A 24,466-nucleotide genomic window follows, 5' to 3' on the forward strand; every position below is an offset into this window, starting at 1 on the left:
TCCGGGAGTCAGACAGTGAGTGCTAAGATCCATTGTCAAAAGGGAAACAGCCCAGACCATCAGCTAAGGTCCCCAAGTGTGTGTTAAGTGGGAAAGGATGTGGAGTTGCACAGACAACCAGGATGTTGGCTTAGAAGCAGCCACCATTGAAAGAGTGCGTAATAGCTCACTGGTCGAGTGACTCTGCGCCGAAAATGTAACGGGGCTAAACACGCCACCGAAGCTATGGCTTGCACGTATGTGCATGGGTAGGGGAGCGTTGTATGTACGTTGAATTCTGACCGTAAGGACAGGTGGAGCGCATACAAGTGAGAATGCCGGTATAAGTAACGAAAAGATCAGTGAGAATCTGATCCGCCGAAAACCTAAGGGTTCCTGAGGAAGGCTCGTCCGCTCAGGGTAAGTCGGGACCTAAGGCGAGGCCGAAAGGCGTAGTCGATGGACAACAGGTGGAAATTCCTGTACCACCGTAGCCGTTATGAGCAATGGAGTGACGCAGAAGGATAGTGACGCGAGCTGATGGATGCTCGTCCAAGCAGTGAGGCTGATGTGTAGGCAAATCCGCACATCGTAAGGCTGGGCTGTGATGGGGAGGGAAATTTAAGTACCGAAGGTCATGAGTTCACACTGCCAAGAAAAGCTTCTAGCCAGGCGAAGGTGCCCGTACCGCAAACCGACACAGGTGGGTGAGAAGAGAATTCTAAGGCGCGCGGAAGAACTCTCGTTAAGGAACTCGGCAAAATGACCCCGTAACTTCGGGAGAAGGGGTGCCTCGGTAGGGTGAATAGCCCGAGGGGGCCGCAGTGAAAAGGCCCAAGCGACTGTTTAGCAAAAACACAGGTCTGTGCGAAGCCGCAAGGCGAAGTATACGGGCTGACGCCTGCCCGGTGCTGGAAGGTTAAGAGGAGTGGTTAGGGGGCAACCCCGAAGCTATGAATTGAAGCCCCAGTAAACGGCGGCCGTAACTATAACGGTCCTAAGGTAGCGAAATTCCTTGTCAGGTAAATTCTGACCCGCACGAATGGCGTAACGACTTGGGCGCTGTCTCAACGAGAGATCCGGTGAAATTTTAATACCTGTGAAGATGCAGGTTACCCGCGACAAGACGGAAAGACCCCATGGAGCTTTACTGCAGCTTGATATTGGACTTTGGTACGATCTGTACAGGATAGGTGGGAGCCTTTGAAGCCTGAGCGCCAGCTTGGGTGGAGGCGCCGTTGGGATACCACCCTGATCGTATCGGAGTTCTAACCTAGTACCGTGATCCGGTATGGGGACAGTGTCAGGTGGGCAGTTTGACTGGGGCGGTCGCCTCCTAAAATGTAACGGAGGCGTTTAAAGGTTCCCTCAGAATGGTTGGAAATCATTCGCAGAGTGCAAAGGCATAAGGGAGCTTGACTGCGAGACCTACAAGTCGAGCAGGGACGAAAGTCGGACTTAGTGATCCGGTGGTACCGAATGGAAGGGCCATCGCTCAACGGATAAAAGCTACCCTGGGGATAACAGGCTTATCTCCCCCAAGAGTCCACATCGACGGGGAGGTTTGGCACCTCGATGTCGGCTCATCGCATCCTGGGGCTGAAGTAGGTCCCAAGGGTTGGGCTGTTCGCCCATTAAAGCGGTACGCGAGCTGGGTTCAGAACGTCGTGAGACAGTTCGGTCCCTATCTGTCGCGGGCGTAGGAAATTTGAGAGGAGCTGTCCTTAGTACGAGAGGACCGGGATGGACGTACCGCTGGTGTACCAGTTGTCTCGCCAGAGGCATCGCTGGGTAGCTATGTACGGAGGGGATAAGCGCTGAAAGCATCTAAGCGCGAAGCCCCCCTCAAGATGAGATTTCCCAGTATGTAAGACCCCTTGTAGACGACGAGGTTGATAGGTTCGAGGTGGAAGTGCGGCAACGTATGCAGCTGACGAATACTAATCGGTCGAGGGCTTAACCAAAATTCCTGAGTATAGTACTTTACGTTGAAGTTTCGTATCTAGTTTTCAAGGCGCAAACAAACGCTTTGACTGTTTGGTGATGATGGCGGAAGGGATCCACGCGTTCCCATCTCGAACACGACCGTTAAGCCTTCCAGCGTCGATGGTACTTGAACCGCAGGGTTCTGGGAGAGTAGAACGTTGCCAAGCAATTGAAAGAGCCTTACTTGGAGAAATCCAGGTAAGGTTTTTTTTGCTTACATGGATGCCTGCATCCCCGAAGTATTCGCCTGAAGAAAGTGCTAACTGTATAACCTACAGTTATTTTAGCAATTTGCTCGAAATAATTGGATTAGATGGAAAATCTACAGCTAATATCAGCCAAACTCGCCATCTCAGCCAGTCCAGCCGAAATTAGCTGTACAAAATCCATCTATTGCGATAGATGAAGCAAAAATAGCAAAATTAACTGTATATAATCCATATATTCGACGGAGAGAGCGAGCATGGTCGATGGTGAAAGGTGTGGGAGTAGTTGGTGACTTCAAGCTACGTCCCAAGATTTCAAAGAAATTTTGTCATTTTCACAAAAATATAAGGAGAATCCCTAATAAAGGCTTCATTTTATAATACAATAAGGTTTAGTTTACTTCTTAGGTGAAGCAACGATGGAATGGGAGTGATACATAGTGGAGAACGCCTATGTTCAGATAGGTACGGCGATGTTTCGGACGGGGATTTTGGGATATGGCGGCGGGCCGTCGATTGTACCATTAATTCGGTATGAAGCGGTGACGCGTTTTAAGTGGATGAAGGATGAGGAGTTCATGGAGGTGCTCGCGATTGCCAATACGCTGCCTGGACCGATCGCAACGAAGCTGGCAGGTTACCTAGGCTATAGGCTGAAAGGTGGATGGGGTGCGCTTCTTGGTGTTTTGGCACATATTCTACCTACTTGTGTGGCGATGGTGGGGTTGTATTCGTTTATTACGTTTTTCAGTACGTCGCATGTGATTAAAGGGATGATTGCAGCAGTTGTACCGATAGTGGCGGTCATGTTAGGCGTGATGGCGTATGAGTTTGGCGAGAAAGCAATCAAAGGATTAGGCTGGCCGGCGGGGGTTACTTTTTTCATCATAGCCTTCCTGCTGCTACAACCTTTATCGGTGCACCCCGCTATCGTGATATTCATGTTCCTCCTTTATGGAGCCTTCCATCATAAGCTAAAGGACAAATGGGCGAAGAGCAAGAAAACGCTTGGTAAAGGTGATGGCGTATGATGGATTGGTGGCATTTGCTCGTTAGTTTCTTTCTTGCCAATGTGTTTGGCTATGGCGGCGGTCCTTCGTCGATCCCGCTGATGTTCCAAGAGATCGTGACCAATCACAGCTGGATGAACAGCAGTGAGTTCTCGAATATGCTGGCGTTGGGGAATGCGCTGCCGGGGCCGATTGCGACGAAAATTGCCGCGTACGTCGGCTACCAAATCAGCGGCTGGATTGGTGTGTTGATTGCGGTGGCGGCAACGGTCGTTCCGTCGATTATTGCACTTATTATTTTGCTGAATATGCTGCAGAAATACAAGAAATCCCCTGTGATTAAAGGCATGACGCTGCTCGTTCAGCCCGTTATTGCGATTATGATGGTGCTGGTTACCTGGAGCAGCTTGGTGGAGTCTACAAAAGCGATCGGATATCTACAGTTTTTGGGGATTGCCGCGGTGGCCTTTTATTTGATCCAAATACGTAAGATACATCCTGCTTTTGTGATTCTTGCGGGGTTTGTATATGGCGGGATTTTTCTTTCTACGTAATTATATCTAACATAAATTTGGCGCTAAGCACAAAGCTTGCGCCTCTTTTCGTTACGGCACCAAACTTGGTGTCATGTTTGTTGACGCCTGAGATGGGCCGACCGTATAGTGATGTGAGAGGGATAGACGTGAATTGATCGACGGTATCGGAATCTGAAACAGCAAATCCCTAGTGGGGAGATGCTGTTTTGTTGTATCAGGGTGAGAGAAGTGGGGAGTTGCTGTTTTGTTGTCTCGGGGTGAGAAGTAGGGAGATGCTAATTTTTGTCAGATAGGGTGAGTAGATATTATCTAACGGAATAAGGAGGTCGGGGACCTATGCGTACACATGAGAAAGATGCCGTTGAGATGGTCCAAATCGTCAAGCAGTTCGGTTCTGTGCTGGCGAATGATGAAGTGGATTTCCGAGCGAGGTCTGGGGAGATTCATGCGCTGCTAGGCGAAAATGGTGCAGGCAAAAGCACGATGATGTGCATGCTGTCCGGCGTGTATCGTCCGACGAGCGGAGAGATTTACATACATGGCGAGCAGGTGCGCATTCGCTCACCGAAGGATGCGATGAAGCTGGGGATCGGAATGGTGTTTCAGAACTTCCGCCTCGTGCAGACCCTGACGGCTGCTGAGAATATTGTGCTTGGGGAAGCTGGCTCTTTCTGGCGCGGCCCCGGCTGGTTGTCGAAGAAATCGGAGGAAATCGAGGCGATATCGAAGCATTTTGGGCTGCTGTTTCCCGTAGATCGGCCCATCTGGCAGCTATCTGTTGGCGAGCAGCAGCGAGTGGAAATTGTAAAGACGCTCTATCGGGGAGCGGATTTTATTATTTTAGATGAGCCAACGTCGGTGTTGACACCGGGAGAGGTTGATCAGCTTTTTGAGACGCTGGACCGGATGAAAAAGGAAGGCAAAACGGTCATTATGACGACGCATAAGCTCAAAGAGGTGATGTTCGCGGCGGATCATATCTCGGTCATGCGCAAGGGCAAGATGATTGCGACGATGGCGAAATCAGAAACGAGTGAGCGTGAGCTGGCGCAGTTGATGGTGGGCGAGATGAAAGTAGCGAGCCGTGCACAACAAAGAACGAGAGCGATGGAGAAGCCGATGCTCACGGTGAAGGGGCTTGATGTCTATGCGGACCATGGACGCAAGGTGCTGGATGGGCTTCATTTTGAGGTGAATGAAGGGGAGATTGTCGGTGTTGCAGGCGTCTCCGGGAACGGGCAGAAGGAGCTGGCGGAAGTGCTGACTGGGCTTCGTATGTGGAAGCAGGGGGAGGTTCATTTTGACGGAAAGGCGATGCGGAATGGTTCGGTTCGGGGAGCGATTGAGCTTGGGATCGGGCATGTGCCAGAGAATCGGATGCGCAGCGGTCTTGCGGGGAGCTTGGACTCGGTGGATAATCTGTTGTTCAAAACGTATCGTTCGCCAGAACGGTCACGGTTCGGCTTGCTGCGGACAGGGAGCAATCGGAGTTGGTCTCAGCGGTTGGTCGAGATGTTCGATGTGAAAACGTCGGGAATCGATTCGCCTGTTCAATTCATGTCGGGTGGGAATCAGCAGAAGCTGCTTTTTGCAAGAGAGATTGATCAAGGTCCGAAGCTAATGATTGCGGTGCATCCGACACAGGGGCTCGATGTAGGTGCCTCCGAGGGTGTGTATCAGTTGCTGGAGGATTTGCGAAGCAAGGAACGCTCTGTGCTGCTGATCTCGGAGGATTTGGATGAGGTGCTGCAGCTGGCTGACCGTATTCTGGTGATGTATGATGGGCGCATTGTCGGGAATATGCCGAGGGAAGCGGCGAGCCGCGAGCACATCGGTATGCTGATGGCGGGATCGGAGGAGGATGCAGGATGAGTGAACAACGAACAGCAGGCAGCATTCCCATCGAAAATAAAATGAGTAAGCGTGGAGCTGGGTTCCGCTTGCCGTATCGTTTGGAAATTGATCCCGCAGGGGCGAACAGTCCGTGGTGGGTAACGATCATTGCCATCGCTTTGGCGTTGGTGGCTTGTGGGATTTTTATCGCGTTGAATGGGATGAATCCGTTCATGGTCTACGGCAAAATGGTGAAGGGGGCCTTCGGCTCAACCTTTGGATTGACGGAAACATTAGTGAAGGCAATTCCTCTGCTTCTTTGCGGGCTTGGCGTGTCGATTGCCTATCGCATCTCCGTGTGGAACATCGGGGCTGAAGGTCAGTTTGTGGCAGGGGCAATGGCTGCGACGGCGATTACGGTTTATTTGCCGCATCTGCCGATGTACCTCTCGATTCCAGCTATGATGGTCGCGGGCATCGTGGCCGGCGGTTTCTGGGGATTGCTGACGGCGATACCGCGGAACTATTTTCAGGTAAACGAACTGATTACCTCGTTGATGCTAAATTATGTGGCGCTACTGGCGCTGAACTATGTGGTTTTCGGACCGTGGAAAGATCCTAAAGGCTTTAACTTCCCAGGATCTCCGATGTTTACGGTTGCGCAGTCTTTGCCTACCTTTGGTACATCGCGGCTGCATTTGGGGTTGGTTTTTGCCATTATTGCTGTGCTGATCTATGCTTTCGTCGTCCGCTATACACGTTGGGGCTATGAGCTGAGGTTGATCGGTGCCAACAGTGAGGCGGCCAAAAACGCGGGCATTCGTATTTCCAGACATGTCCTGCTAGTAATGGTGATTAGCGGCGGATTGGCGGGGCTTGCTGGCATGGGGGAAGTGTCTGGTGTAGCGCATCGTCTGATGTATGGGATTTCTCCCGGATATGGGTACACGGCGATTATTGTGGCTTGGCTGGCGAAGCTGAATCCGATTGGGCTTGTGGTTGCTTCGGTGCTTTTTGGTGGACTGATTGTAGGCGGGTATAGTGTGCAAACGATCGGGCTTCCGTCTTCCATTTCCTCCATGATTCAAGGGGCGATTCTGTTCTTCCTCATTGCTGGGGGGATGGCAGGGAAATTCCGTATTCGTCGGAACAGCTGAGGGAGCTGGGGATGAGATGGCTGGGGGTTGCATACTGCGTGATGGAAGGCAGGCTACAGTAACTTAGTTAATGATGTTAATGAACGGTTAAATAAGGGGGGTGTAAGAGATGGATGCGATCACACAAATCATTGTTTCAGCGATCTCTTCGGGTACACCGTTGCTTTTGGCTGTATTAGGCGGCATCTTGATCGAAAGGTCAGGCATCATGCAGCTTGGCGCTGAGGGCTTGATGTTAATGGGGGCGGTGGCTTCGTGCCTTGTTTTCATACATACAGGAAATTTAGTGCTGACCATTCTGTGTGTACTCGCGGTGAGCGGGGTACTCGGGTTGCTCCATGGATTTCTATGCGTGACGCTGCATGCGAATCAGGTTGTTTGTGGGCTGGCGATGACGATATTCGGCGCTGGTCTTAGTGCTTATTTAGGGAAGCCCGTGAGTGGTCAGCCACTTGTGGGTGCGGTGCCGAAGCTCGATATGCCGTGGCTGGAAACCGTGCCGGTGATTGGTGGGATTTTTGCCCATATGGATTTATTTACATGGTTAAGTTTCGTGCTTGTGTTGGCTATGCACTTGTTCATTCATCGCACATCATGGGGACTCCATCTTCGCGCAGTTGGGGATAATCCAGCTACAGCGGACGTGATGGGGATTCCTGTAATCGCGATTCGCTACGGGTGCATTATTGTTGGCTCGATGCTGATTGGGATTGGCGGCGCGGATTTGCTGCTTGTATATACACCGACATGGAACGAGGGGATGACCTCTGGACGTGGTTGGATTGCGGTGGCGCTCATTATTTTTGCGAGGTGGAATCCGATTCGTGCCCTCGTGTGCGCGTATTTCTTCGGCGTGTTGGATAGTCTGGGATTCCGCGTGCAGCTCATCGGCAGCCATATTCCTTCTTATTTTCTGAAAATGATTCCGTATGTCGTCACCATTCTAGTGCTGATGTTCCTCGGTTGGCGGAATAAAAATAAGCCATCTGGTGCGCCTGAGGCGCTTGGTGTGCCTTATATACGGGAGCAAAGATTTTAGTTTATTGGGGGATGACAAGGGTGGGACAGGAGAAGAGGGAAAACCGGAGGGATAGTGATTATAGTTTGGAGGGGAAAAGATGAGTGAATTTGAGGTTCATATTCCTTATTTAAAAAGATGTGTAGAGCTTGCCCTGCTAGCGAGAGAGGCAGGAAATACGCCGTTCGGTTCGTTGCTCGTTGGGCCAAATGGCGAGATTTTGCTGGAGCATGGCAATGTCGAGATTACTGAATCGAATTGCACAGGGCATGCGGAAACGATGCTTATGGAGGCAGCTTCCAAGCGATACAGCAAGGAGGAGCTGTGGGCGTGTACGTTGTACACCTCAACGGAGCCGTGCGCCATGTGCGCGGGTGCGATTTATTGGGGCAACGTGGGGCGCGTTGTCTTCGCTATGTCAGAAGCGATGCTGGCAGGGCTCACGGGGGATCATGAGCAGAATCCGACGTTGATGCTGCCTTGTCGTGAGGTTTTTGCCAGAGGGAACAAGCCGATCCAGGTGATCGGTCCTGTTCCTGAGGTTGTGGAAGCGGCAGTCGCTGCGCATAACGGGTACTGGGATTGAAAAGGGAAGCCACCGGGATGTTTGTTGTTCTGGTGGCTTTTTTGCGTGGGTTGGAGGTTGTGTGAGCCAGCCCTTCGGAGGGGTCGCTTAATTTGCGGGTATGGACAAGGCAGGGATGCCTCACTGTCCGCCCTTTTAGCAAAAACACAAAAAAAGTTAACGATGTTATGAAAGATTACAAACTTCTTTCATATAAATTGACCCATAGGGATGTCGCAATTACAATAAAACAAATCTTGGAAAAGAATGCTTGCAATTTAAGGCGGAAATCGAGGTGTCAGGGCTATGAAGATCACACGTAAGCAAGTCAATGACATGAGTCAAGAAGCGTTCATTCTAGCGTTTGGTCCTCTGTTTGAACACTCGCCTTGGGTGGCAGAACGGGCAGCAGGATCTCGGCCATTTGCCAACATCAAGGATATGATTAGTGCTCTTGAACGAGAGGTAGAACGAGCGAGTCGTGAGGAGCAGCTGGCGCTGCTTCGGGCTCATCCCGATCTGGGTACACGTGTGCGGATGACCGATCACTCGGTTCAGGAGCAATCAGGTGCCGGTCTTAACCAGTTAACCCCTGAAGAATACGAACAGTTTCTTTCTTTAAATAAACAGTATACGGACCGATTCGAGTTCCCTTTTATCATGGCGGTAAAGGGCCAGACCAAGGATACGATACACGAGGCGTTACGTCTTCGGATCAAGGGAGAACCAGAAGTAGAGCTGCTTACGGCACTACAAGAGGTTCGTAAGATTGGGCGATTCCGCCTGGCAGATATCGTGATGGATGAAATGGAGGAGAAGGCGATGGAACAAGCAAAAGGCACAGAGAGAATCATGTACTACGGGAAAGGGGATGTTTGGGTCTATCGTTCCTATGCCAAGCCGCTCACGAATATCACGCTAATTCCGGAATCGGGTTTCACAGGGCGAGATAATGTGCTGTTCGGAATGAACATCAAAGTAGCGGTGAGCGGTGAGAAATTGTTCACATCGTTTAGCGAGGGAGACAACACCAACGTTGTGGCAACGGATTCGATGAAGAACTTCATCCTGCGCAAAGCAGGTGAGTATGAAGGGGCTACGGCAGAAGGGTTTTTGGCTTTCGCAAGCCGGCTCTTCCTAGAGAAGTATCCGTGGATGACGGGGATCAAAATGAGTGCAGATCAGGTGGCATTCGAAACGTTGCCGGTACCAGGTACGAATGGCCTCGAAGCAGGGAATTTGGTGTATCGCTACTCACAAAATGAACACCCAAGCGCATTCGTGGAGCTCGTTCGCGTTGCAGACGATATCGTCCTCGCAGATCACTCTGCTGGCATAGCCGATCTAAAGTTGATCAAAGTCAAAGGAAGCTCCTTCGCTGGTTTTGTTCGTGATGAGTACACGACACTGCCAGAATCGTCGGATCGCCCTCTGTTTATATTCCTAGACATTGCATGGAGCTATGAATCGGCTGAAGATGCCTTTGATGCCGATCTGGGGCGCTATGTTGCCGCTGAGCAAATCCGTGATATTGCGCATACCGTATTCCATGAGCAGCATTCGCCTTCGATCCAAAATCTCATCTATCGCATCGGGCAACGTTCGTTATTGCGTTTTCCGCAGTTGAAGGAAATTCGCTTCGAGTCCAACAATCGGACTTGGGAAACGATTCTTGAGGAAGTTTCTGTTGGAGAAGGCAAGGTGTTTACAGAGCCTAGACCGCCGTATGGTTTCCAAGGATTTTCGATGACAAAGCGTGATCTGGAGGGCCTATGAGCGTAGGAATCACATCGCATGTTCTGGACGTAAGCAGCGGCCGACCGGCTGTTGGTGTGAGGATCGACTTGTTTCGGCTTAAAGGAGGCGTGGCAGAATGGCTTCGTTCCGATGTTACGAATACAGATGGCAGACTGCCAGGGCCGATGCTAAGCGGGGAAGATTTTACAATAGGTACGTATGAGCTTCTCTTTCATGTAGGTGATTACTTCAGAGAGCAGGGTGTGGAGCTCCCTGAGCCGGCATTTCTAGATCAAGTACCGATTCGTTTCGGTGTTGCGGATAACACTTCCCATTATCACGTTCCCTTATTAATTGCACCTTGGGGGTATAACACGTATCGCGGGAGTTAATGCAAAGAAGTCAGCGTTAATTGAATAGAGAGAGCTTCGAGGGAGGGTTTCGTAGGATGAATCGATTGGATCTTATCATTCGCAAAGGGACTGTGGTCCTGCAAGATGAGTGTCGACAGCTGGATATTGGCATACGGAACGGCAAAATTGCAGCACTAGGCGAAAACCTCGCGTTCTCGGAGCAGACTCCTGTTTATGACGCAAAAGGCTTAACGATTCTCCCAGGCATGATTGATGCTCATGTCCATTTTAATGAACCTGCTCTTGGTCATTGGGAAGGGTTCGTTACAGGCTCTGCCTCTCTAGCTGCTGGCGGATGCACAACCTACATTGATATGCCGCTCAATGGTGTTCCCCCTACGGTTCGGCTCAGTGCCTTGGAGCTGAAGTTGGAAGCAGCCGAAGGGCAATCCCATGTCGATTATGCCCTGTGGGGCGGTCTCGTTCCCGGCAATATCAGTGAGCTAGAGGGGCTTGCACAAGCTGGTGTAATTGGCTTCAAAGCCTTCATGTCCTGCCCAGGTGGAGAAGGAGAAGATATTTTCGCGGAAGTGGATGATGAGACGTTAGTTAACGGCATGAAAGAAATTGCGCGCTTAGGTCTGGTGCTTGCTCTTCATGCAGAGAGTGAGGAAATTGTCTCTAAGCTCGCTGCCGAGGCTGTGCAAGCAGACAAACGCAGCGCATTGGACTTTATCGCGACACGACCGATTGCCGCCGAAGTAGAAGCAGTTAACCGTGCATTGGGCTATGCGAAGCAGACAGGCTGTAAACTGCATTTCGTACATATCTCCTCGGCAGAAGCGGTACAGGTTATCACGGAAGCGAAGGCACAGGGATTGGACGTTACCGTGGAAACGTGCCCGCACTATTTGACGCTAACGGACGTGGAGGTCGAACGCCTCGGGTCTGTTGCAAAATGTGCGCCACCGATCCGCACAGTGGAAGATCAGGCTCGTCTGTGGGCAGAGCTGAAGGCAGGTCGGTTTGACATCATCGCATCGGATCACTCCCCTTCACCCAAGCCTATGAAGCAGGGCGATTTCTTCGCTGCATGGGGTGGCATTTCAGGGGCGCAAAGCTCGTTAGAGCTGATGTTGGATGAAGGCCATCTCCGCAGAGGGATTCCCCTGCCAGAGCTTGCTCGCATGCTAGCGCTTGCGCCAGCGAAACGCTTCGGGCTTTATCCTCGCAAGGGGGAAATCGCCATAGGTGCTGACGCAGATCTAGCCCTGGTGGATTTGGCAGCAGGCTATACATTGCAAGAGAGTGACTTACTGTATCGGCATAAACAGAGCCCCTATGTGGGTAGAACGTTTGGTTGCAGCGTGAAATCAACCTTCCTGCGGGGAGTTAAGGTGTATGAGCGAGGCGTGGGTGTTGAATCTGCGATAGAGGGAGTTTGGTTGCGTCACAGTGCATCGATCGGAGGCGGGCTAGATGGCTAAAATAAAAGGGCACCCACAGGAAGAAATGCTAGCTCAATACGGGGAGCGTATGCTGCTAGCCTTGGAGTGGCTGGCGACCTTCGGCGCCGATCCGGAAGGCGGCGTGACCCGCCTCTTGTATGCGGAGCCCTGGCTCAAGGCGCAATTAGCACTGATTGACAACATGCAGGGCATGGGGCTTAAGGCAGATTTTGATGAAATCGGCAATGTGTACGGCAAATTGCAAGGTTCGGATCCAACGCTCAAGCCGATGCTTACAGGGTCACACATTGATACTGTCAAAAACGGTGGGAAATACGATGGAGCCTACGGCGTCATCGCATCTATGATGGCGCTTGGCTATTTGAAGGCCATGTACGGGACACCGAAACGAACGTTGGAAATGGTCTCCTTTTGCGAGGAAGAGGGGAGTCGGTTCCCATTGGCTTATTGGGGATCAGGCCATGTGACAGGGGTGCTCTCGCTAGCTGAAGGCGCAGGACTTGCGGATCCAGAGGGTGTAACCTTACTTGAAGCGATGGAGCGCGCGGGCTTTGAAATAGATCAGGGCCAGCTCCATCCAGCAAGACGTGATGATATAGGCGGATATATTGAAATTCATATCGAGCAAGGCGCAGTCCTTGAGTTTAAAGAGAAAAAAATTGGTGTAGTTACAGCTATTGTTGGCCAAATTCGAATGACCGTCGTCGTTACGGGGATACCCAATCATGCGGGAACGACCCCAATGACAATGCGCAAAGATGCGCTTGCTGCCGCTGCCGAAATGGTCGCGCTAACAGAGAAGATGGCACTTGCGGAGGGTGAACCTTTGGTAGCCACCGTAGGGCGCTTAGAAGTGAAGCGAGGAACATCGAATGTGGTGCCCGGGGAAGTCGAATTTACGTTAGATATTAGGCATACTGACAAGCGGAAGATTGAGGCTTTTCGTGCAGAGCTGATATCGCGGTTTGTGGAAATCGCAGTGCGAAGAGAACTTTATATAGATACGGTTGAACATCTAAATGCCTTACCAGTGGCCATGGATAGCGGGATATCGGCAGAAATTGAGGCTGCCTGCGACTTCTATGGCTACGAGCATATTCGCATGCCAAGCGGGGCGGGACATGATGCTCAGCTATTCGGACCGATCTGTCCGTCGGCCATGATATTCGTGCCAAGTCGGGCAGGTATTAGTCATAATCCCAAAGAGTTCACGAAGCCGGAGGATCTCATTGTCGGCTTTCAGACACTCGTTCATGTGTTATATCAATACGGCTATGGGGGAAAAGCAGATGAAAACCTATAAAGATTTATCACCATCCCTTCGAACGATTATGACCCCAGGTCCAGTCGAGGTTGACCCTAGGGTGCTGCGCGCGATGTCGTACCCCATTCTGGGGCAGTTCGATCCTGAGTTTACCGAGCTTATGAATGAAACGATGGAGATGCTTCGCGAGGTTTTTCAAACGAACAATCAATGGGCTTTCCCCATTGACGGGACTTCCCGTTCAGGTATTGAGGCTGTGCTGGTAAGCATCATCGAGCCAGGAGATAAAGTACTCGTTCCGATCTATGGACGATTTGGAAATTTGTTGGTAGAAATTGCCGAGCGCTGTGGGGCTGAAGTGGCAATTATTGAGCAGGAATGGGGAGCCGTGTTCGATCCCATTGATATCATTACAGCTATTGAGCGGGAGAAGCCAATGATAGTGGCAATGGTTCACGGTGAGACGTCGACAGGCTGTATCCAAAAGTTCGATGGGATAGGGGCAGCTTGCCGAGAAGTGGATGCTCTTCTAGTCGTGGATGCTGTAGCCACCATTGGTGGTGTTCCGGTGAAAACCGACGAATGGCTGCTGGATGCGGTGATTGGCGGCACGCAAAAATGTTTATCCGTTCCATCAGGCATGTCACCCATTACGTATAACGATCGTGTTGAAGCGAAGGTCATGCGCCGTAAAACGATCGAACGGGGACTGCGGGAGAAAGGAGCTCCTATTTCCTCGGTTAGAGCCGTAGCGAGTAACTATTTCGATCTTGGCATGCTGCAGGATTACTGGAGTCCAAAACGGTTAAATCACCATACAGAGGCTACGACGATGTTATATGCACTACGTGAAGGTTTACGCATTGTGCTGCAGGAGGGACTGGAAGAGCGATTCTCGCGCCATAAGCGTCATGAAGCGGCTTTGGTTGCTGGCTTGCAGGCGATGGGATTGACGTTGTACGGCGATCCACTGTGTAAGCTGCCAGTAGTAACTTGTATACGTATTCCCAGCGGGGTTGATGGGGAAGCCGTTCGATTCATGCTGCTGAACAGCTTCGGCATTGAAATTGCCTCTTCCTTCGGTCCATTGAAGGGACAGATTTGGCGCATCGGTACGATGGGTTTTAGCTGTAACCAGAAAAATGTGCTCCATGTCCTTGGGGCGCTCGAAGCAACACTTCATTGGTATGGTGTGGATGTATCTGTCGGGAAGGCGCTGCAAGCTGCACTAGCGGTATATGCTCATAAACGGGAGGAATAATCATGCTAAACATCATGCCACGAGCAGAGCGAGCCATGATTGCTACGCCACATTATTTGGCTAGTTCCGTGGGGAGTGCGATTTTACAGCAAGGCGGCAATGCCTTTGATGCAGCAATTGCCATTAGCGCGACCCTAGGTGTCGTTTACCCGCATATGACGGGGCTCGGGGGAGATGCTTTTTTCCTCATGCATGAGGCAGCAACTGGCACTTATACCGGATTTAATGGGAGCGGGAAGTCCGCTGCGAAAGCGACGCCTGATTTTTATAGAGAGCAAGGGATGGATCAAATTCCACAGCGCGGCATTTTAAGCGCAATTACAGTACCGGGTATGGTGGATGCTTGGTGGCAAGTGTGGGAAAAGCACGGCAAACTTCCGTGGGCGAAACTTTTGGATGCAGCGATTGGCTATGCGGAAAAAGGGTTCCCGATCTCCCGTAACTTGCTGTTCTGGATGCGTAAGGATGAGCCATTTATTCGGGCTTCTGTACAGCTTAGTGCTTTGTACATGCGTGATGGCGAGCTAATGAAGGAAGGCGATCGGCTGATTCAGTCCGACATGGCAAGGACGCTCCGACTGGTTCAGCAGGAAGGAAGAGATGCGTTCTACTCGGGCTCGCTCATGCAGGCCATTGTGGATAACATGAAGTTGGATAGCGGGCTGCTTACGGAAGAAGATTTCCGCAGCTTCACTGGCGAATGGGTGGAGCTCCTATCGACGACGTATCGTGGATATGACATTTATCAAATGCCGCCGAACTCCCAAGGGTTCACAGCGCTCATGATGATGAATATGTTAGAACATGTTGATATGGCATCTGTGCCTAGAGCATCGGCGAACTTTTACCATCTGATGTCGGAAGTGATTAAGAAGGCGTTCAAAGACCGTGATCGCTATTTAACGGATCCACATTTTAGAGAGATACCGCTCCAAAGATTGTTGTCAAAATCGTATGCGCAGGAGCTTTGGAGTGAGATTCAGGCGAATCCACTGAAGGTAAGTGAGCATCTCTCGCCAGCGATCGGTCAGGATACGGCCTATGCAGCCGTTGTAGATGAAGAGGGGAATTCGGTTTCTTTTATCCAGAGTCTCTATTTCGATTTCGGGGCAGCTTACGTTCCTGGTGATACAGGCATTATTATGCAAAACCGGGGATCCTTCTTCTCGCTTGATCCTGCATGTGCGAACGTGTTGGAACCACGCAAAAGATCGTTCCATACGTTGATGCCCGCGATGGTAAGTAAGGCCGGAAAGCCTTATATGCTGTTCGGCACGCAAGGTGGAGAAGGGCAGCCACAGACGCAGCTTTCGATTCTTACGGGGGTATTGGATTATGGTTTATCGATTCAGGAAGCGATTGCGCTGCCACGTTGGGTATATGGACGTACTTGGGGAGAAGATGGGGATGCGCTGAAGCTGGAGCATCGGCTTGAACCCGAGGTATATACAAATCTCAAGCAATGGGGGCATCGCGTGGAGCCCGTGAAGTCGTGGGACGGCATTATGGGGCAGGCGCAGGGCATTGTCATTGATGAGCAGGGCTTCATGAGTGGGGCGGCGGATCCGCGTGGTGATGGGTTGGCGATTGGCTGGTAGAGGGCCCACGAGGAATTGCGCTGGAAAACAACAAGGCATGTACATGTGGGATGAATACAAAAAGAAGGAGCGATGAGCGATGGAGGCCTATGACATTCTGCAAGCTGTGGAAAGTGATACGGGGGCGCGTGTATTAGCGACAGTGATTCATGTGGAAGGCCACGCTTATCGCAAGCAAGGAGCTGTCATGCTGTTGATGGCAGATGGAAGCACGGTGGGAAGTATTTCTCCGGGCTGTTTGGAAGGTGACCTCGCTGCTTACGTGCCAGGCGTGTGGGAATCGCAAAAGCCGCAAATGGTCGAATACGACATGAGGCCAGCTGATGATTTTGGCTGGGGGGAGACGATTGGGTGCGGCGGGTTGATCCGTATTTTGCTTGAGCCGCTTGCTGGAGAGTTGCTGGTTAATCTACTGGTGGTGAAAAATAGATTGGATCGCTGTGAAGCCGTAGAGCTCATTCGCACCTATACCGATGGGTATTCGGAAATTAGATATGCACTGCGGGGATCAGGTATAGATGAGGAGGGGCTTTCTGCAACTTCAGCTGAGAGGGAGTCGTTTCGTTTTGTGACGAGTATGTTTTTTGTGCCAAAACCAAGAGTCATCGTGTTCGGTGCGAATCCTGATGCGGTTCCGCTCGTACAAATGGCTGCGAGCAGCGGCTTTCGTGTGGTGGTTGCGGACTGGCGTGAATCCTTCTGTAACGCAGAGCGATTCCCAGGGGTAGAAACGATAGTCGCTTTTCCAGAGACATTAGTCGAAAAGCTTGCGCTGAATGAGCGAGACTACGTCGTGATCATGAGTCATCAGTTTGAGAAGGATACCGCCTTCTTCCGAGGCATTATGGCTTATCCCTTACACTATCTCGGCATTATGGGCTCCAAGGAGCGTACGGCCAAAATGGTGGAGGGCTTCGAGCGCCCTAACTGGCTGCATGCGCCAATTGGTTTGAATATCGGCTCGGAAGGTGCGTTCGAGAATGCAATCAGCATTGTAGCTGAGCTGATTGCGATCAAGCGTGGAAAGCACAGAATGGGTGTGTGGTCATCCCCATTAGCCCATGGACGGGATGTCGGGAGCTTCTGCTCATGGTGAAAGCGGTGGAGATGGTGGAACCAGGGAAGATGGTGGAACTGGCGAAGTGGTGGAACTAGGGAAGATGGTGGAGCTGGAGAAGTGAGTGGAACTAAGGGAATCAGGGAAACCGGTGGAACCGGAGATGCTGATGGAACTAGGGGAAGAAACAGAGAAACCAGAGAAACCAGGGAAGAAGGCGAAACCGGAGATGATGGTGAGATCAGGGAAGCGAAAGATGGTTGGCGTCTACTTGGCGGCTGGAAGCAGTCAGCGCATGGGGACAGCGAAACAGTCCCTCGAGTTGGCGGAAGGTATCAGCCTCGGAGGTGTTGCGCTACTGAAGGCGCTGCGCTGCGCTGATTTCGAGCAAGTGGTTGTCATTGTACGCGAAGGAGATACGCTAGTGTGGTTGCCGGAAGAGGCTCGTCATGGGCTCGAGAGTGGGAGATGCCGTATAGTGGTGTGTCCAGAGGCTGGCTTTGGCATGGCACATTCGCTTCGCACGGGTATTCAAGTGGCAGAGGAGCTGGAGGCTGATGCTGCGATGGTTATGCTGGCTGATCAGCCATTCATCGAGGCAGATATGTTGGCTGGGCTGATTGATGCTTACGAGGCAGGAGCGGACTACGATTATGTCGCTAGTGGTGATAAGGGTATCCCGAAGCCGCCAGTCATTTTAGGGAGAAGGATGTGGTCAACAATCACTTCGTTGGAAGGAGATGCTGGTGCGCGAGCACTGTTTCATTTGCCTGCATTTCGCGGACAGATGATTGAGGCGGCAGCGCTGACATTTATGGATATTGATACCGCCAAGCAATATGAAGAGGCAAAAACAATCTACAAGCGCCAATTATGTAAGGTTAAATGACAAACTATTGGCTATGGAGTGCATTATTACGAATGATGTGCTCTTTTTTATATAAAAAAACAAAATAATGTTATGTTAGTTGACGCTAAAATCGAATATTGTTTATAGTAGATCTAATTTATTGGAACGATTTATTGAAGATTGGGTTATGCAATGGAGCAAAGTGAAAGACGAAGAAAGTAGAGGCTAGCGGAATTGGACACCCTCGAGACGGAACGACGTTCCGTTAGATGGAGCGCATCGAACACGCCACCACGTAGCAAGCCGGCTTCTCGCGGCAAACTCAGAAGGCATCATTCGTAGGTTTTTTCACAGAAACTCTGAGGAGGGTTGAATATGTCAGTTCCGATGCATCAGCTGCCCGAGCAGCAGCCTTCCGTATGGCAGCCGACAAGTGTAGAGGAAGCGATCCAATTGAAGCATAAATGGGGCAAAGATGCTGTCTTCATTGCTGGAGGTACTTGGCTTCGCACGCGCTGGGAAAATGGGCTTGCCCTAATGCCACAGTATTTCATTAGTCTTGGACGGATTCTTGTACTCTCGGGATTAACGGTTAATTCCCAAGGTCAAGTTCATATAGGCCCTGCCCTCAGTATTGCAGATTTGATGAAAAACGAGTTGGTTCAGCAGAAATGCGGACTTCTTGTGCAGGCTTGTTCGGAGATTGCTGCCCCGTCGATTCGGAACTTAGCCTCCATCGGAGGCAATGTGATGACACGTACAGGAGATCTGATTCCCGCACTACTTGTGATGGATGCACAGATACGGTGTACAGATGGACAGAACGAGCGAACAATTGCTTTGAAAGATTGGCTGGCTGCTCCACAAGGGGCACATGACGAGATCATGACGGGGATTATTGTGCAGGCAGGGGGATGGCAAGAGCAAGAGCAAGAGCAAGTGCAAAAGAACGAGATCATCCATGAGTTCTACCTCAAGGTTGGACGCAGAGAGGCATTCACGCCATCGGTCGTCACTGTCGCGGGGAGGCTCTCCCTTCAAGCGGATGGGACGGTTACCGACATCGCCTTAGCGGCAGGCGGAGGTAACGCGGTTCCCGCGAGATTTCCAACTCTAGAAGCGGGAATAATCGGGAAGCCGCTATTCAAGGCAACTTTGCAGATACTCCACAAAGGGGTTATAGCTGACTTCAACGCTGTGGCGGATGATTATGCCGGAGTAGCTTACCGCAAACAGACGGCAGCGAATTTGATCATTTCGGAGTGCTTCAAAGCTTGGCGCAAAGGGGGCGGAGCCTATGCTCCTTAATCGTAATGCGAAGAAATGGATCATTAGACCTGATGGCAAGGAGAAAGTGACAGGGGAGCTTCGTTATCTCACCGATTTAACAGCACCAGGCATGCTGCACGGTAAGGTACTGCGGAGTCAATACCCACATGCTTGGATTCTATCCATCGATACAACCAAAGCCAAACAATTACCCGGCGTACGCGTAGTTCTAACGGCTGACGACGTACCAGGGTTGAACTTATTCGGAATTGCGTTTCCTCATCAGCCGGTGTTTTGTCATGATCGAGTTCGGTATATCGGGGATGCGCTGGTATCCGTTGCTGCAGATACGGAGGAACTAGCGGAATATGCGCTAAGCCTCATTGAGGTCGTGTATGAGCCGCTTCCCCTTGTAGATAATCCAGAAACTGCGCTGGAAGCGGGTACGATTATGCTGCATCCAGAAGGGAATCTGCTTCATCAAACCTCACTGCAGCATGGGGACAAAAACATTGATGCTGTTTTCGATACATGTGCACAGGTCGTTGAAGAAACCTATCTGACACCTCGGCAAATGCATACTTATATGGAAACCGAAGGCGGTCTCTTTATTCCAGAAGTTGATGGACGGCTGACCGTTTACTCGCCGACCCAGCATGGCTATAAAGATCGCTTCCAGTTAGCGCGAATCCTTGGCATCCCAGAAGAACAAATCAGAGTCGTTTCCAGTCCGATTGGCGGTTCGTTTGGCGGGAAAGATGAGCTCAATGTGCAGCCTTTCGGCGCACTGATGGCACGAAAGTCGGGCAAGCCGATCAAAATGCATAATTCCCGCCGTGAATCCGTCATCTCCGGCATTAAACGTCATCCGATGCGGATCACGATGAAAACTGGAACCGACAAAGAAGGAAACCTGATCGCGCATCAAGTCCGCATTCTTGCAGATACAGGGGCGTACGCGACACTAGGCTGCGAGGTGTTGAATTTTGCAACTGAGCATGCCATTGGACCTTACACGATCCCGCATGTCGACGTAGAAGGCAAGAGCGTCTACACGAATAACGGTGTATCCGGTGAGTTTCGGGGCTTTGGCGGCAATCAGGTGATTTTCGCGGTGGAGAGCCAAATCGAACGCCTGGCCGAGAAGCTCGGCATGGACGCGTGGGAGCTGCGCAAGCGCAACCTGCGCCAGCCAGCAGATCCGGGCCCGATGGGCCAACAGATCGTGGCCACCGAGGGCGCCGCCCAGGTGTGGGCGAAGGCGCAGGAGTCGCCGCTCTGGGCGAAGCGCGCTCGCCAACCGGCGGCTGCGCAAGAGCCTTGGCTGCGCCGAGGCGTCGGCGCTGCGCTGGTGATGCACGGTGCCGGGCTCGGCCTCGGCATCCCCGATCATTCCGGCGGCCGCATCGAGCTCACGCCGGAGGGCAAGATCCAAGCCTCCTTCGGCTTCGAGGAGTTCGGCCAAGGGCTCTATGCAGCACTCACGTTGATGCTGCAGGACTGCTTCGGCTGCGCCGCCGATGACATCAGCATCGTCATCGGCGATACCGACCGCGTGCCGAGCAGCGGTTCGAGCACGGCCTCACGCGCCACCACGATGATGTGGCGCGCGCTCCAGCGGCTGAAGCCAGCCTTCGTGCTGGCGCTGCTGGAGCAGGCTTCGCTGCTCTGCGGCATTCCGGCCGCAGAGCTCGCAACCGGCGCAGGCGGGATTCATCACAAGGGTGATGAATCCGGGGAGCCGGTTGTCACGTATGCGGAGGCCGCTGCGGCAGCAGCTACGCCAATCCTCGCGCATACGGAGTTCGACTACCCAACGACGCCCGAAGGGCGGGTCGGGGCGCACTACCTGTACTCGTACGCAGCGGCGATTGTAGAGGTGGAAGTCAATGTGCTGACCGGGCGGGTCAAGGTGCTGCAGACCGATCACGTCATCGCCGCAGGTCCTGTGATTAATCCGATGGGCTTCCTTGGACAAATCGAGGGGGGCAGTGTCATGGCATTGGGCTATACACTGACCGAGGATGCAGTGATGAAAGAAGGACGCTATGTCAGGCAGAATCTCGACACGTACCTCGTTCCTACTTTCAGCGACAGTCCGCTTCGTATTCAAGTTGAAGCCATTGAAGAGCTGCCGGAGGGAGATACATTTGGCCCTCGCGGCGTTGGAGAAATTGGTTCTGTCGGCTTGGCTCCTGCAATTACTGCAGCCGTAAGACAAGCGACAGGCGTTTGGGTGAATCAGCTGCCCATATCACCAGAAGACATCGTGCAATCCATCGATTGGTTAGAAGGGGTGGAGGCCAGTGATTAATACATCTTTTGTGCTAGATTGCTCTATTAACGGGGAGGCAGTGTCAATTCCAGTCCCAGCATCCAAACGGATGTCAGCCGTTCTGAGGGATGACCTACTGATGACCGGCACCAAGGTTTCTTGTGAAATTGGGCGCTGCGGCGCTTGCATGATTCTGCTCGATGGTCAACCTGTGAATTCCTGTTTACTGATGGCGTATCAAGCATCAGGTAAGGAGCTTACGACCATTGAGGGAATCTCGACAGGCGAAGAGCTGCATCCGATTCAACAAGCGATGTTAGAGGAGGGGGGATTGCAGTGCGGCTACTGTACCGCCGGCATGGTTGTAACCTTAACCGCGTTGTGGGAATCGAACCCTGCTCCAACGAGGGCTGAGGCTGAGAAAGCACTGTGCGGGAACATATGCCGGTGCACAGGGTATGAGGGGATTTTCAGAGCAGTAGAGAAATGCGGATTGTCCATAAAAAGAGAGGGGTAGAAGCGATATGAGAAAAACCATGCTGTCAATTACTGCTATTATGTTAGTGATTTTAAGTGCCTGCTCCACGAGCACGACAACAAGTTCTACATCACCGGCTTCCACCACTGCAGCATCTACGGCAGCAACAACAGAGAAAAAGCTGCCGAGAGTTGCGTTTGTTTACATCGGAGTTCCGGGGGATGGCGGTTGGACATTTGAGCATGATCAAGGCCGTTTGATGATGGAGAAAGAACTAGGAATTAAAGCGACGACGGTTGAAAATATTCCAGAAGGCCCTGACGCTGAGCGTGTATTCGAAGAGTTGGCTCAGAAAAATGACATTATTTTCGGAACCTCCTTCGGATACATGGATCCTATGGTTGCGGTGGCGGTGAAGCATCCGAATGTGAAATTCCTGCACGCCACTGGCTACAAAACGGCGCCGAACCTAGGCACGTACATGGGACGTGAATATCAAAGTGCTTACCTTGTCGGTATGGCTGCAGGGAAAATGACGAAAAACAACCATTTGGGCTATGTCGGCGCGTTCCCGATCCCCGAGGTTATTTATACCATTAATGCTTTCACGCTTGGTGCACAGAGCGTAAATCCGAATATCGACGTATCCGTTGTGTGGAGTAACACGTGGTTTGATCCGGCAACAGAGAAGCAAGCGGCTATTTCCTTGTTGGATAAAGGTGTGGACGTTTTGGCGGCATACCAAGATTCACCGGCAAGCATTCAAGCGGCTGCTGAACGTAAAGTATGGGGCATCGGGAACGATTCCGATATGGGCAGATTCGCACCGGATACGTACATATCGAACCCGAAATGGAACTGGGGCCCTTATTATGTGAAGACGGTGAAAAGTATCATGGATGGCACGTGGAAATCCGAGGCTTACTTCGGCAGTATGAAAGAAGGCATCACGGATATTGCCCCGCTTGGAAAAAATGTGCCAGGGGATGTTAAAGCGCTAGTAGAGAAGAAAAAAGCTGAAATTCTGAACGGTACGTTCGAAGTGTTCCAAGGACCTATCGTTGATCAAGATGGCAAAACACGCTTCGAATCCGGGAAGAAGATGACGGATGAAGAAATCCTTGGCACGACTTGGTTTGTTAAGGGCATTAAAGGTGTCATACCTAAATAAAGCACAAAGGATGTGACTGGCGATGACAATACAAGATATCGCATTAATCCACGAGTGGCACCCGGTGTTGTTGTCGTCAATGCTCACAGATAAGCCTGAGGCAGTGATGGTACTAGGGGAAAAAGTAGCGATATTCCGCACCTCGCAAGGCGTCCACGCGTTTAAAGATCTATGTATTCATCGCGGTGTGCCCCTCTCACTTGGGAAAGTAAGCGACGATGAGTTGGTTTGCGCCTACCATGGCTGGTCATATAATGGCTGCGGTACGTGTACCAAGATTCCTTCCTTACCGAAGGAACAAGCGATACCCTCGAAGGCCAAAGCCTTCGTTTACGCCTGCGTAGAAGCGCATGGGCTGATCTGGGTGTGCTTAGGGACACCTGCAGGACCTCTGCCTAAAGTGAGTGCCTATGTGCCAGAGGGTTTCAAGGAAGTATTCATGGGGCCTTACACCCTGCAAGCAGCAGGACCTCGCATTATTGAAAATTTCCTCGATGTGTCCCACCTTATGTTCGTGCATGAGGGACTGCTTGGCGATAGTGATTTTGCTGAAATCAATGATTATCACGTTTTGGAAGAGGAGGGCGTTCTGCGTTCCGAAGAAATCATCGTGTATCAGCCTGATGCGGATGGAACAGGGCGGGGTGTACATAGTCGATATGTGTATGAGGTATTCGGCCCCTTAAGTGTAGCTTTTACGAAGAGAGACGATGTATCTGATCATATCTTTCGGCTGTTTCTGATGGTACTGCCGGTTACGGAGCAGACTAGCGTAGCCTATATGTTGAAGCAAAGAAACTATGCGTATGACGAGTCTGACGAGGTGTTCATCCAATTCCAAGATCGGCTCATCGAGCAGGATCGGATCATGGTTGAGAACCAGAAGCCGGAGCTGCTGCCGCTAGATTTGCAGGCCGAGCTGCATTTGAAGTGCGATCGTTTGAGCATCGCATACCGCAAACGCCTGCGCGAGTTGGGCGTCACCTTCGGGACGGCTTAGCAAGAATTGTCGGATCTGGGAAGAGTAGTGCGAATGACATGCATACGAAATAAAAAAAGGATTGTATAATTAGCATGTGGCTAATATGCAATCCTTTTTTTTATTTGGTAAAATAAGACTACTAGATTACCACCAATAGTTAGAAGGCTCATTGGCATTTTGTTTTCTTGTGTCTGAAGGAGTTGTGAATGTTTTGATAAGTGCAGCTGTTTCTTCAGCAGATAGAGGCTGAGCCACCATAAAGGAATCTGCTTGCTTGCGCAGTTCAGCGCGCTTCACTGCTTGTACGGAACGTTGCAGCTCTGGGTTTAATTGAATAATCGCCATTGGTTTAGCTCCCTCTTTTTAATAGTAGGTTACAAGAGTGATTATAGCAAAATATTGGAATTTAGGG

The 24,466-nt window shown here is 51.3% G+C and carries 20 protein-coding genes and 2 rRNA genes (1 of these 22 running past the window's edge); 21 read left to right on the top strand and 1 reads right to left on the bottom strand.

The features are described 5' to 3' along the window. The 21 genes from ACSQ8P_RS03110 to ACSQ8P_RS03210 form a co-directional block, all read left to right on the top strand. Positions 1–1,943: ribosomal RNA gene (locus ACSQ8P_RS03110) — 23S ribosomal RNA — on the top strand; it begins 974 nt to the left of the window's first position. Positions 1,944–2,015: 72 nt separating this feature from the next. Then, positions 2,016–2,132, top strand: a 5S ribosomal RNA gene (gene rrf / locus ACSQ8P_RS03115). 479 nt (positions 2,133–2,611) lie between these two features. Next, complete coding sequence (locus ACSQ8P_RS03120; protein ID WP_436233862.1) at positions 2,612–3,202, top strand: chromate transporter; 591 nt, start codon at positions 2,612–2,614, stop codon at positions 3,200–3,202. Next, positions 3,199–3,735, top strand: a complete 537-nt coding sequence (locus ACSQ8P_RS03125) for a chromate transporter (protein WP_436233863.1) — start codon at positions 3,199–3,201, stop codon at positions 3,733–3,735. Before ACSQ8P_RS03120 ends, ACSQ8P_RS03125 begins: the two co-directional genes overlap by 4 nt. Before the next feature lie 318 nt (positions 3,736–4,053). Beyond that, on the top strand, positions 4,054–5,589 hold the full coding sequence (locus ACSQ8P_RS03130; RefSeq protein WP_436233864.1) for an ABC transporter ATP-binding protein: 1,536 nt from the start codon (positions 4,054–4,056) through the stop codon (positions 5,587–5,589). Next, positions 5,586–6,707, top strand: a complete 1,122-nt coding sequence (locus ACSQ8P_RS03135; RefSeq protein WP_436233865.1) for an ABC transporter permease — start codon at positions 5,586–5,588, stop codon at positions 6,705–6,707. The genes ACSQ8P_RS03130 and ACSQ8P_RS03135 overlap by 4 nt, the downstream gene beginning before the upstream one ends. 109 nt (positions 6,708–6,816) lie before the next feature. Beyond that, on the top strand, positions 6,817–7,746 hold the full coding sequence (locus tag ACSQ8P_RS03140; RefSeq protein WP_436233866.1) for an ABC transporter permease: 930 nt from the start codon (positions 6,817–6,819) through the stop codon (positions 7,744–7,746). Between the two features lie 79 nt (positions 7,747–7,825). Further along, positions 7,826–8,311, top strand: a complete 486-nt coding sequence (locus ACSQ8P_RS03145; RefSeq protein WP_436233867.1) for a nucleoside deaminase — start codon at positions 7,826–7,828, stop codon at positions 8,309–8,311. A 285-nt stretch (positions 8,312–8,596) separates the two neighbouring features. Further along, positions 8,597–10,066: a factor-independent urate hydroxylase gene (gene pucL / locus ACSQ8P_RS03150; RefSeq protein WP_436233868.1), complete on the top strand. Its 1,470-nt coding sequence runs from the start codon at positions 8,597–8,599 to the stop codon at positions 10,064–10,066. After that, complete coding sequence (uraH, locus tag ACSQ8P_RS03155; protein WP_436233869.1) at positions 10,063–10,419, top strand: hydroxyisourate hydrolase; 357 nt, start codon at positions 10,063–10,065, stop codon at positions 10,417–10,419. Before pucL ends, uraH begins: the two co-directional genes overlap by 4 nt. A 56-nt stretch (positions 10,420–10,475) precedes the next feature. After that, the gene (locus ACSQ8P_RS03160; protein ID WP_436233870.1) at positions 10,476–11,867 is read left to right on the top strand and encodes an allantoinase; all 1,392 of its coding nucleotides are present in this window, start codon (positions 10,476–10,478) and stop codon (positions 11,865–11,867) included. Then, positions 11,860–13,152 (top strand): Zn-dependent hydrolase, encoded by a 1,293-nt coding sequence (locus ACSQ8P_RS03165; protein ID WP_436233871.1) that lies wholly within the window; start codon positions 11,860–11,862, stop codon positions 13,150–13,152. The genes ACSQ8P_RS03160 and ACSQ8P_RS03165 overlap by 8 nt, the downstream gene beginning before the upstream one ends. Beyond that, positions 13,139–14,374, top strand: coding sequence for a pyridoxal-phosphate-dependent aminotransferase family protein (locus ACSQ8P_RS03170; RefSeq protein WP_436233872.1), 1,236 nt, complete (start codon positions 13,139–13,141; stop codon positions 14,372–14,374). The genes ACSQ8P_RS03165 and ACSQ8P_RS03170 overlap by 14 nt, the downstream gene beginning before the upstream one ends. 2 nt (positions 14,375–14,376) lie before the next feature. After that, positions 14,377–15,972: a gamma-glutamyltransferase gene (gene ggt / locus ACSQ8P_RS03175; RefSeq protein WP_436233873.1), complete on the top strand. Its 1,596-nt coding sequence runs from the start codon at positions 14,377–14,379 to the stop codon at positions 15,970–15,972. A 79-nt stretch (positions 15,973–16,051) separates the two neighbouring features. Further along, positions 16,052–17,068 carry an XdhC family protein gene (locus tag ACSQ8P_RS03180; protein ID WP_436233874.1) on the top strand — a complete coding sequence of 339 codons (1,017 nt, stop codon included), beginning with the start codon at positions 16,052–16,054 and terminating at the stop codon, positions 17,066–17,068. Between the two features lie 85 nt (positions 17,069–17,153). Then, positions 17,154–17,918, top strand: a complete 765-nt coding sequence (locus tag ACSQ8P_RS03185; protein WP_436233875.1) for a nucleotidyltransferase family protein — start codon at positions 17,154–17,156, stop codon at positions 17,916–17,918. Positions 17,919–18,254: 336 nt separating this feature from the next. Continuing rightward, the gene (locus tag ACSQ8P_RS03190) at positions 18,255–19,187 is read left to right on the top strand and encodes an FAD binding domain-containing protein (RefSeq protein ID WP_436233876.1); all 933 of its coding nucleotides are present in this window, start codon (positions 18,255–18,257) and stop codon (positions 19,185–19,187) included. Beyond that, entirely contained in the window at positions 19,177–21,462 is a 2,286-nt protein-coding gene (gene pucD / locus ACSQ8P_RS03195; RefSeq protein ID WP_436233877.1) for a xanthine dehydrogenase subunit D, read from the top strand. The genes ACSQ8P_RS03190 and pucD overlap by 11 nt, the downstream gene beginning before the upstream one ends. Positions 21,463–21,472: 10 nt before the next feature. Further along, positions 21,473–21,940, top strand: coding sequence for a (2Fe-2S)-binding protein (locus ACSQ8P_RS03200; protein ID WP_436239444.1), 468 nt, complete (start codon positions 21,473–21,475; stop codon positions 21,938–21,940). Between the two features lie 7 nt (positions 21,941–21,947). Next, positions 21,948–23,072: a BMP family ABC transporter substrate-binding protein gene (locus ACSQ8P_RS03205; protein WP_436233878.1), complete on the top strand. Its 1,125-nt coding sequence runs from the start codon at positions 21,948–21,950 to the stop codon at positions 23,070–23,072. A gap of 22 nt (positions 23,073–23,094) precedes the next feature. Then, positions 23,095–24,072, top strand: coding sequence for an aromatic ring-hydroxylating dioxygenase subunit alpha (locus ACSQ8P_RS03210; RefSeq protein WP_436233879.1), 978 nt, complete (start codon positions 23,095–23,097; stop codon positions 24,070–24,072). A gap of 126 nt (positions 24,073–24,198) precedes the next feature. Here ACSQ8P_RS03210 and ACSQ8P_RS03215 read toward each other — a convergent pair whose 3' ends face one another. Next, a complete protein-coding gene (locus ACSQ8P_RS03215; protein WP_056612737.1) occupies positions 24,199–24,399 on the bottom strand; it encodes a hypothetical protein in 201 nt (66 codons plus the stop codon). Positions 24,400–24,466 lie beyond the last annotated feature (67 nt).

The sequence above is a fragment of the Paenibacillus sp. LjRoot153 genome (assembly GCF_964253085.1).
Taxonomy (GTDB): Bacteria; Bacillota; Bacilli; order Paenibacillales; family NBRC-103111; genus Paenibacillus_E.

Bases quoted from the DNA above. Each gene is read 5' to 3' on its own strand.
- ACSQ8P_RS03130 (WP_436233864.1), top strand. From the start codon at position 4,054: ATGCGTACACATGAGAAAGATGCCGTTGAGATGGTCCAAATCGTCAAG.
- ACSQ8P_RS03190 (WP_436233876.1), top strand. From the start codon at position 18,255: ATGTCAGTTCCGATGCATCAGCTGCCCGAGCAGCAGCCTTCCGTATGG.
- ACSQ8P_RS03180 (WP_436233874.1), top strand. From the start codon at position 16,052: ATGGAGGCCTATGACATTCTGCAAGCTGTGGAAAGTGATACGGGGGCG.
- ACSQ8P_RS03205 (WP_436233878.1), top strand. From the start codon at position 21,948: ATGAGAAAAACCATGCTGTCAATTACTGCTATTATGTTAGTGATTTTA.
- pucL (WP_436233868.1), top strand. From the start codon at position 8,597: ATGAAGATCACACGTAAGCAAGTCAATGACATGAGTCAAGAAGCGTTC.
- ACSQ8P_RS03170 (WP_436233872.1), top strand. From the start codon at position 13,139: ATGAAAACCTATAAAGATTTATCACCATCCCTTCGAACGATTATGACC.
- ggt (WP_436233873.1), top strand. From the start codon at position 14,377: ATGCTAAACATCATGCCACGAGCAGAGCGAGCCATGATTGCTACGCCA.
- pucD (WP_436233877.1), top strand. From the start codon at position 19,177: ATGCTCCTTAATCGTAATGCGAAGAAATGGATCATTAGACCTGATGGC.
- ACSQ8P_RS03210 (WP_436233879.1), top strand. From the start codon at position 23,095: ATGACAATACAAGATATCGCATTAATCCACGAGTGGCACCCGGTGTTG.
- ACSQ8P_RS03125 (WP_436233863.1), top strand. From the start codon at position 3,199: ATGATGGATTGGTGGCATTTGCTCGTTAGTTTCTTTCTTGCCAATGTG.
- ACSQ8P_RS03165 (WP_436233871.1), top strand. From the start codon at position 11,860: ATGGCTAAAATAAAAGGGCACCCACAGGAAGAAATGCTAGCTCAATAC.
- ACSQ8P_RS03145 (WP_436233867.1), top strand. From the start codon at position 7,826: ATGAGTGAATTTGAGGTTCATATTCCTTATTTAAAAAGATGTGTAGAG.
- ACSQ8P_RS03135 (WP_436233865.1), top strand. From the start codon at position 5,586: ATGAGTGAACAACGAACAGCAGGCAGCATTCCCATCGAAAATAAAATG.
- ACSQ8P_RS03215 (WP_056612737.1), bottom strand. From the start codon at position 24,399: ATGGCGATTATTCAATTAAACCCAGAGCTGCAACGTTCCGTACAAGCA.
- uraH (WP_436233869.1), top strand. From the start codon at position 10,063: ATGAGCGTAGGAATCACATCGCATGTTCTGGACGTAAGCAGCGGCCGA.
- ACSQ8P_RS03140 (WP_436233866.1), top strand. From the start codon at position 6,817: ATGGATGCGATCACACAAATCATTGTTTCAGCGATCTCTTCGGGTACA.
- ACSQ8P_RS03160 (WP_436233870.1), top strand. From the start codon at position 10,476: ATGAATCGATTGGATCTTATCATTCGCAAAGGGACTGTGGTCCTGCAA.